Here is a 7,412-nt window from a genome sequence, read left to right on the forward strand (position 1 = left end):
GACCATTCATCGAGATGAGCCCGCCTCCGGCGCCCCGCCCCGCGTGAACGTCACCGCAGCGGACCGGTCACCTCTTCCACCGCCGCCAGCAGCCGACCGTCACGCACGAACGCTTCCGCCGCGGCGAGGTCGGGCGCGAGATGACGGTCCGGGCCGGGGCCGCCCACGCCCGCCTTCCGCGCGGCCTCGATGACGGCCCGGGTCGCGGGTGCCGGGCTCAGCCCCTCGCGCAGTTCCACGGCACGCGCGGCGGCGTACAGTTCCACGGCGATGACCCGGGTGAGATTGTCGACGGACGTCCGCAGCTTGCGCGCGGCCGACCAGCCCATGGAGACGTGGTCCTCCTGCATCGCGGAGGACGGGATCGAGTCCGCCGACGCCGGTACGGCGAGCCGCTTCAGCTCACTCACCAGCGCGGCCTGCGTGTACTGAGCGATCATCAGACCCGAGTCGACGCCGGCGTCGTCGGCGAGGAACGGCGGCAGTCCGTGGCTGCGGTTCTTGTCCAGCAGCCGGTCGGTGCGGCGCTCGGCGATGGAACCGAGGTCGGCGACGGCGATGGCGAGGAAGTCCAGCACGTACGCCACCGGGGCGCCGTGGAAGTTGCCGTTGGACTCGACACGCCCTCCCCCGGAGCCGGACGCCCCCGATCCGGTGTCCGCGGGCAGCACCACCGGATTGTCGACGGCGGAGGCGAGTTCGCGCTCGGCGACCAGCCGGGCGTGGGCGATGGTGTCCCGTCCGGCGCCCGCGACCTGCGGGGCGCAGCGCACGGAGTAGGCGTCCTGGACCCGCGGGGCGTCGTCCTGGTGATGCCCCGTCATCCCCGAACCGGCGAGCACGGCCAGCATGTTGGCGGCGCTGGCGGCCTGGCCCGGGTGCGGGCGAAGGGCGTGCAGTTCGGGGGCGAGCACCTTGTCGGTGCCGAGCAGCGCCTCCAGGCTCAGGGCGGCCGTGACGTCGGCGGACCGGTACAGGACGTCGAGGTCGGCGAGGGCCATGATGAGCATGCCGAGCATGCCGTCGGTGCCGTTGAGGAGGGCGAGTCCTTCCTTCTCGCGCAGTTCGAGAGGCCGGATCCCGTGCGCGGCGAGCAGTTCGCCGGCGGGGCGCAGGGTCCCGTCGGGCCCCTCGGCCTCCCCCTCTCCCATCAGTGCGAGGGCGCAGTGGGACAGCGGGGCCAGGTCGCCGGAGCAGCCGAGGGAGCCGTACTCGTGCACGACCGGGGTGATCCCGGCGTTCAGCACGTCGGCCACGGTCTGCGCGACCTCGGGGCGTACGCCGGTGTGCCCGGAGCAGAGGGTCTTCAGCCGCAGGAACATCAGGGCGCGGACGACCTCCCGCTCGACGCGGGGGCCCATGCCGGCGGCGTGCGAGCGGACGATGTTGCGCTGCAGCCGGCCGCGCAGTTCCGGGCCGATGTGCCGGGTGGCCAGGGCACCGAAGCCGGTGCTCACCCCGTACACGGGGCCCGGCTCGGCGGCCAGGGCGTCCACGATCTCGCGGGACGCGGCGAGGGCGGCCAGCGCCTCGCCGGAGAGCTCGACGCGGGCACCGCCGCGTGCCACGGCGAGCACGTCGGACGCGGTCACTCCCGACGCCCGCCCGTCTCCCACCACCACTCTTTCAAGGCCGCGTCGCACGCCTTCCCCGTTCACCACAGTGTGCATATCCATATTCAGGAGAGTACGCAGTGAATTCAATGATGTCACCACTGGAATCCGCGTTCACCCCTTACCGGCCCTGGGGTGAGTGCCGGCCCCGGAAACGGCGCCGCTCCCCGTCCGCGTTCCCTGCGGGTTCGTCCGCCAGCCGCACGACCGGGTCGCCCGGCCCCGCACGCCCGGCGACGACGGGACGGGTGGCCCGCTCGGCCTTGGCGCGGTACTGCGCCGCGTCGGCCAGCCGGAAGAGCCGCCGGGCGGAGGACACCGGCCCGATGGGGTCGCCGGTGGAGGCCACCCCGCAGGCCACGCCGTCCCCGATCCCCGACTCCACCGCACGGCGGCACACTTCGTCGGCCGCCTTGACCACCTCGTCGGCGGGCGGCCCCACCACCAGCAGACAGAACTCGTCCCCGCCGAGCCGCGCCGCCAGGGCTCCCGGCAGCATGGCCCCGCACAGGGACAGCACGGTCCCGAACCGCTCCAGCAGCCGGTCGCCGACGGCGTGTCCCTGCGTGTCGTTGACCCGCTTGAGCCCGTTGACATCGCACACGACGAGGCTGACGACCGCCCCGTCCCCGCGATGCCGCTCGATCGCCTCGTCGAGGCGCGCATCCACCGCCCGGCGGTTGGCGAGCCCGGTGAGCGCGTCCGTGTACGCCAGCCGCTGCGCCTCCTCCAGCCGCTCGCTCTGCGCGAGCCCGGCGGCGACGACGGCGGCCAGCACCGCCGCGAAGTCGGCGTCACCGCTCCCGAAGACGGGCACCCCCACCGGCCGGGCCACATACAGCTCCCCCCACGCCCGCCCGTGCAGCATGATCGGGGCGACCACGCAGCAGCCGCGCCCGCGCCGCCGCAGGGTCGCGACCCGCTGACGGCAGTAGCCGTGGCTCCCCTCCGCCGCCCCCTCGGCGGTCTCCACCCAGGCGTCGGGCTCGCCGCCACCGGCCCACCGCTCGTGCAGGAACTCGGCGATCTCGGCGAACCGGTGCACGGGATAGGCCTCGCTCTCCGGGAACCCCTCCTCGCCCTCGGCCAGCTCGCCGACGTTCACCAGGACCCGCAGCCGCCCCAGCTCCCGCTCCCACACGGACAGCGCGGCGAAACTCCCGCCGAGTGCCCGGCAGGCTCCGAGGGCCGCGGCCCGCCAGACCTCTTGCGAGCCCTGCACGGCGGCCATGCCCTGCGCCAGCGCCACCACGGCCGCCAGCCGGCTGTCCTCACCCATCCCTCCAGGCTAGGGACGTTCCGTATGAATCGGGAGATTTAAGGAGCGAATGGGGAGCCGTCGGGGCAAGTCTCCGCAGGTGGGCGGGGCTCCGCCCACCGCTGCCCGGCCGCCGTGCGCCGTCCGCCCACTGTCAGCCCGTCACCGCCCCGGCCAGTTCGGCTTGCGCTTCTCGTTGAAGGCGGCGACGCCCTCCGCGCGGTCGCCCGAGAACGCCACCGACCGCCAGGCGGCGTCCTCCACCTCGAGCCCGGCGGGCAGATCCAGCCCCTGCCCCAGACGCAGCGCCCGCTTGGCGGCCCGCAGACCCACCGGCGAGTTCGCGGCGATCCGGGCGGCCATGGCCAGTGCTTCCTCCCGGTCCCGCCCCGCCTCCACCAGCTCGTCGACGAGGCCCAGTTCACGGGCCTCGGCGGCCTCCACCCGACGCGCCGTGAAGATCAGCTCGGCGGCCCGGGCCGCCCCCACCCGCCTGGGCAGCAACTGCGTGCCGCCGCCGCCCGGAATCACCCCGACGGACACCTCGGGCAGCCCCAGCACGGCCGTGCGGTCGGCCACGATCACATCGCAGGACAGGGCCAGCTCGAAACCGCCCCCCAGCGCGAACCCGTGCACCGCCGCCACGGTCGGCACCGGCAGCTCCAGCACACCGGTGTAGGCTCCGCGCGCCACCGGCCGCTGGCGGACCAGGTCGGCGTCACTGAAGGAATTGCGCTCCTTCAGGTCGGCCCCGACGCAGAAGGCCCGTTCGTGCGACGAGGTCAGCACCACCACCCGCACCTCCGGGTCTCCCCCCAGCTCCGCGCAGGCCCCGGCGACGGACCGGGCCATCTCGGTCGAGACCGCGTTCATGGCCTTGGGCCGGTCGAGGACGAGCTCCGCGACATGCCCCTGCCCATGCCGCCGCACCAGCACGAACTCCCCGAACCGTTCCTCACTCATGACACCCTCCGGTTAACGCGGGTTAACATCCGTCGTCCCCGATCATCGCAGCCGGAACCCACCCGGCAAAAGGGCGTACGTCCAGTTCCCTCATCACCCCCGTCCACCCGTTCGAGTGATATCCCGCCTCCTTCGGCCCGGACCCGGGCCGAAACGCATAACGTGCGCTGCACCGCGGCGCGTTGGGGGCGCGTACGCAGGGGGAGGAATCGCCATGACGACGAACACGCCGACCAGGCCACAGCCCACCGCACCGGACGCGGCCGACCGGGCACCGGCGCACACCGGATTCGCCCTCTTCAGCGCGCGCATCCGGGGCCGCCACCGCAAACCGCGTCCCCGGAAGCTGCTGCTGGCCGTCGGCGGTCTGGCCCTGGCGGTCGGCGCCCTGAGCCTCGTCCGCATGGCGTCCGACCCCGGACCCGGGGACATCGGAGCCGAGGCCGGCCCCCGCCCGGTCCCGGACACCGCAAGCGCCAACCCCGACGGCGCCGACGGCCCGGACGCCGTCGACGGTTCCGACAGCACCGCCGGCTCCACCACCGCGAGTCCGGCGTCTCCCGCCCCGGAGGTGAGTCCCTCCTCGCCCACCGTCCTGGGCGGCCAGAGCGGCACGCCGCTCACACCGTCCACTCCGGGCAGAACCGCCGCACCGACCGCCACGACACCGGCCCTCACCGCTCCCACCCCGGCCGCCCCGAACGCCCCGAGCACTCCGCACGCCCCCGGAGCGCCGCCCCCCGCCGCCGCACCGGGCGGGCCCCCACCAGGCCCTCCGGACCACACACCGTCTCAGCCGAAGCCGCCACCGGACCGGCGGACACCACCGCCCCCGCCGGCGGACCGGCCGGGCGAAACGGACGACGGCCCCCTCCTCTGCGTACCGATCATCGGCCTGTGCGTCGACGGCGTCCTGACGCTCAGCGGCTGAACCGGCCGGGGCTGTCGGGGCGGCCGGCAGGAACCGTCAGGAATCGTCCCGGCGGGTGAGCAGCCAGGGTTCCACCACGCCCAGACCACGCACCGGCCGCTGGTACATCGGCTGCAGCGCGAAGCGGTACGTCGGCGGCTCCTCGCCCTCCTTTTCCGCCGACGCCGCCGCCTCGGCAGCGGCCGCCTCGGACGCGGGGGCGTCTCCGGTGCGGATCAGCTCCTCGGCGAACGCGGTGTCGACGAGCACGCCGTCACGAGGAGCTATCGAGGTGAGCCGGGAGGCCAGGTTCACCGTCGTACCGAAGACATCGCCCATCCGGGTGGTGACGGTGCCGAAGGCCATACCCACCCGCAGCTCCGGCATCGTCTCGTCGTTCGCCATGGTCTCGATCAGCCGCATGGCGATCTCCGCGGCCGTCCCCGCGTCGTCGGCGACGTAGAGCACCTCGTCGCCGAGGGTCTTGATGAGCCGCCCGCCGCGCGCGGCCACCAGGTCGGCGGCGGTCGTCTCGAACGCCTCGACGAGCTCGCCGAGCTCCTCCTCCTCCATCCGCCGGGTGAGCCGGGTGAACCCGACGAGGTCCGCGAACGCGACGGCGAGCCGCCGGTCCACCATCTCCTCGTCGTCGGCCGCCTGGAGCACCCGCCCGGCCGAGGCGGCGAGCTGTCGCCGCCAGACGTAGACGAGGAACTCCTCCAGCTCGGGCAGGAGCAGCTCGATGATGGGGTACGTGACCTCGGTGCGCGTCATGCCCAGCTCGGGCGGCTCGGTCAGGCCCTCCAGGAAGGAGTCGATCTGCCACTCGGCCAGGCGCGCGGTGGTCTGCCCCGTGGACCGCGCCACCTGCACGGCCATGGCCTCGCTCAGCAGGCCCGCCTCCACCAGACCGGCCAGCCGGCGCAGCGCCAGTACGTCCGCCTCCGTGAGCACCCTGGCCTGCCCCACGTCGGCGAACCCCATGGCCCGCCAGAACCGCGTGGCCAGCTCCACCGTGACGCTGGCACTGCGCGCCGCCTGAAAGGGGGTGTAACGGCGCTCGGCGCCCAGGATGAGCTGTTCGAGACGCAGAGCGAGCGGGTCCTCGCCGTTGTCGGCGGAACGGGAGTCGTCTCCCCGTCGGCTCCTCCGCTCAGGGAGATCCGCCCGATCGGGAGGATTCGAGGGTGGGGGAGGCTCCGCGCGGCCCTGCGCTTCCGTACCGGAACCCGAGTCGTCGACGGTCACGCGTTGCTGCCCTTCCGATCTGCCACGGCCATGTATCGACCGGCCTCAACTCTACGGCAGGTGTGCGCCAGCTCACTCCGCCCGGTCGGCCCGACAGGTGGCACGACCGGCGCATCCGGCATCGGGGTACCCACCGTGGGCACCCGCATCCGCACCGGCGTGCGCCCACCCCGCCCCCGCCGGGCCCACCCCGGGCCCCGTCACCCGCCCTCGACGGGGCGCAGGTGCACGATGTCCCCCGCTCCCACCGGTTCCTGCACCCCGGCCTCCGTCGCCAGCACCAGCCGGCCGTCCCCGTCGACCGCGACCGCCTCGCCCACCAGGGCCCTGTCCCCCGGCAGCTCGGCCCGCACCGTCCGCCCGAGCGTCGCGCACCCCGCGGCGTACGTCTCCTGCAGGCCGCTCACCGCCGGATCGCCGCCCGCAGCCCGCCAGCGCCCGTACCAGTCCTCCAGCGACCGCAGCACCCCGCGCAGCAGCGGGTCCCGGTCGGTGCTCACCGCGCCCGCCAACGCCAGCGACCCGGCGGTGGGCACCGGCAGCTCGTCGGCGCGCAGGCTGACGTTGATACCGACGCCGATCACCACCCCGTCGTCACCGGCCAGCTCCGCGAGGATGCCGGCGGCCTTGCGCTCCTCTCCGCCGACGGTGACCAGCAGGTCGTTGGGCCACTTCAAGGCGGTGTCGACGCCCGCCGTCCGGGACAGTCCGGTCGCCACCGCGACGCCGGTGAGCAGCGGCAGCCAGCCCCAGCGGGCCACGGGCACCTCGGTGGGCCGGAGCAGTACGGAGAAGAAGAGTCCGGAGCGGGCCGGGGCCGCCCAGTGCCGGTCCAGGCGGCCCCGCGCGGCGATCTGCTCCTCGGCGACGAGTACGGTCCCCTCCTCCGCCTTCCCCTCGGCGGCACGGGCCACCAGGTCGGAGTTGGTGGAGCCGGTGCGCTGTACCACGTCGACCTGACGCCACAGCCCGCCGGCGCGCACCAGCCCTCTGCGCAGACCGGCGGCGTTCAGCGGGGGGCGGTCGAGGTCGGACCAGCGCTGCGACCGCTCCGGCCGCGGCGGACGCTGCCCGCCGGGCGTACCTTCGTCATCAGGTGACTGAGTCATGCGGGCAACCCTAGGTTCGGCAGCCTCCCTCCCGCAGCGCGGGCGGCCCCGTCGTCCGCCGGCACGCGACCGCTGTCGCGGAATCGCGTTCTCCGGTCTGTGAAGGGGCACGGCGTGTGGGATAGACCGCACTGCCGTCCCCAGGGGCCCGCATTACGCTACGGATGAGTAACCGTCCCCCTTACGAGCAGGCAGGGAGCCGCATCCCGATGTCCGAGCCGGAAGAGCAGCAGCCTGACATGCGTACGACCGCGGGGAAGCTCGCGGACCTGCAGCAACGGATCCACCAGGCGACGCACGCCGGTTCGGAA

6 protein-coding genes are annotated in these 7,412 nt (G+C 74.1%); 1 reads left to right on the top strand and 5 read right to left on the bottom strand.

Annotated features, from left to right (window positions below):
* Positions 1–50: 50 nt before the first annotated feature.
* The 3 genes from hutH to JL475_RS07635 form a co-directional block, all read right to left on the bottom strand.
* Positions 51–1,670, bottom strand: a complete 1,620-nt coding sequence (hutH, locus tag JL475_RS07625; RefSeq protein ID WP_202276681.1) for a histidine ammonia-lyase — start codon at positions 1,668–1,670, stop codon at positions 51–53.
* 64 nt (positions 1,671–1,734) lie between these two features.
* A complete protein-coding gene (locus JL475_RS07630; RefSeq protein ID WP_202276658.1) occupies positions 1,735–2,892 on the bottom strand; it encodes a GGDEF domain-containing protein in 1,158 nt (385 codons plus the stop codon).
* A 141-nt stretch (positions 2,893–3,033) separates the two neighbouring features.
* Positions 3,034–3,834, bottom strand: coding sequence for an enoyl-CoA hydratase/isomerase family protein (locus JL475_RS07635; RefSeq protein ID WP_202276659.1), 801 nt, complete (start codon positions 3,832–3,834; stop codon positions 3,034–3,036).
* A 214-nt stretch (positions 3,835–4,048) separates the two neighbouring features.
* Here JL475_RS07635 and JL475_RS07640 point away from each other — a divergent pair, with 214 nt between their 5' ends.
* Positions 4,049–4,765, top strand: coding sequence for a hypothetical protein (locus tag JL475_RS07640; protein ID WP_202276660.1), 717 nt, complete (start codon positions 4,049–4,051; stop codon positions 4,763–4,765).
* A 36-nt stretch (positions 4,766–4,801) separates the two neighbouring features.
* Here the strand turns inward: JL475_RS07640 and JL475_RS07645 are convergent, their stop codons facing one another.
* Positions 4,802–5,992 (bottom strand): adenylate/guanylate cyclase domain-containing protein, encoded by a 1,191-nt coding sequence (locus JL475_RS07645; RefSeq protein WP_202276661.1) that lies wholly within the window; start codon positions 5,990–5,992, stop codon positions 4,802–4,804.
* A gap of 200 nt (positions 5,993–6,192) precedes the next feature.
* Complete coding sequence (locus JL475_RS07650) at positions 6,193–7,101, bottom strand: biotin--[acetyl-CoA-carboxylase] ligase (protein ID WP_237406475.1); 909 nt, start codon at positions 7,099–7,101, stop codon at positions 6,193–6,195.
* Positions 7,102–7,412 lie beyond the last annotated feature (311 nt).

It is taken from the genome of Streptomyces sp. M2CJ-2 (assembly GCF_016757295.1).
In the GTDB taxonomy this organism is placed as follows: Bacteria; Actinomycetota; Actinomycetes; order Streptomycetales; family Streptomycetaceae; genus Streptomyces.

Excerpts from the sequence above, each read along its gene's own strand:
- hutH (WP_202276681.1), bottom strand. The coding sequence starts at position 1,670 with ATGCACACTGTGGTGAACGGGGAAGGCGTGCGACGCGGCCTTGAAAGA.
- JL475_RS07630 (WP_202276658.1), bottom strand. The coding sequence starts at position 2,892 with ATGGGTGAGGACAGCCGGCTGGCGGCCGTGGTGGCGCTGGCGCAGGGC.
- JL475_RS07635 (WP_202276659.1), bottom strand. The coding sequence starts at position 3,834 with ATGAGTGAGGAACGGTTCGGGGAGTTCGTGCTGGTGCGGCGGCATGGG.
- JL475_RS07640 (WP_202276660.1), top strand. The coding sequence starts at position 4,049 with ATGACGACGAACACGCCGACCAGGCCACAGCCCACCGCACCGGACGCG.
- JL475_RS07650 (WP_237406475.1), bottom strand. The coding sequence starts at position 7,101 with ATGACTCAGTCACCTGATGACGAAGGTACGCCCGGCGGGCAGCGTCCG.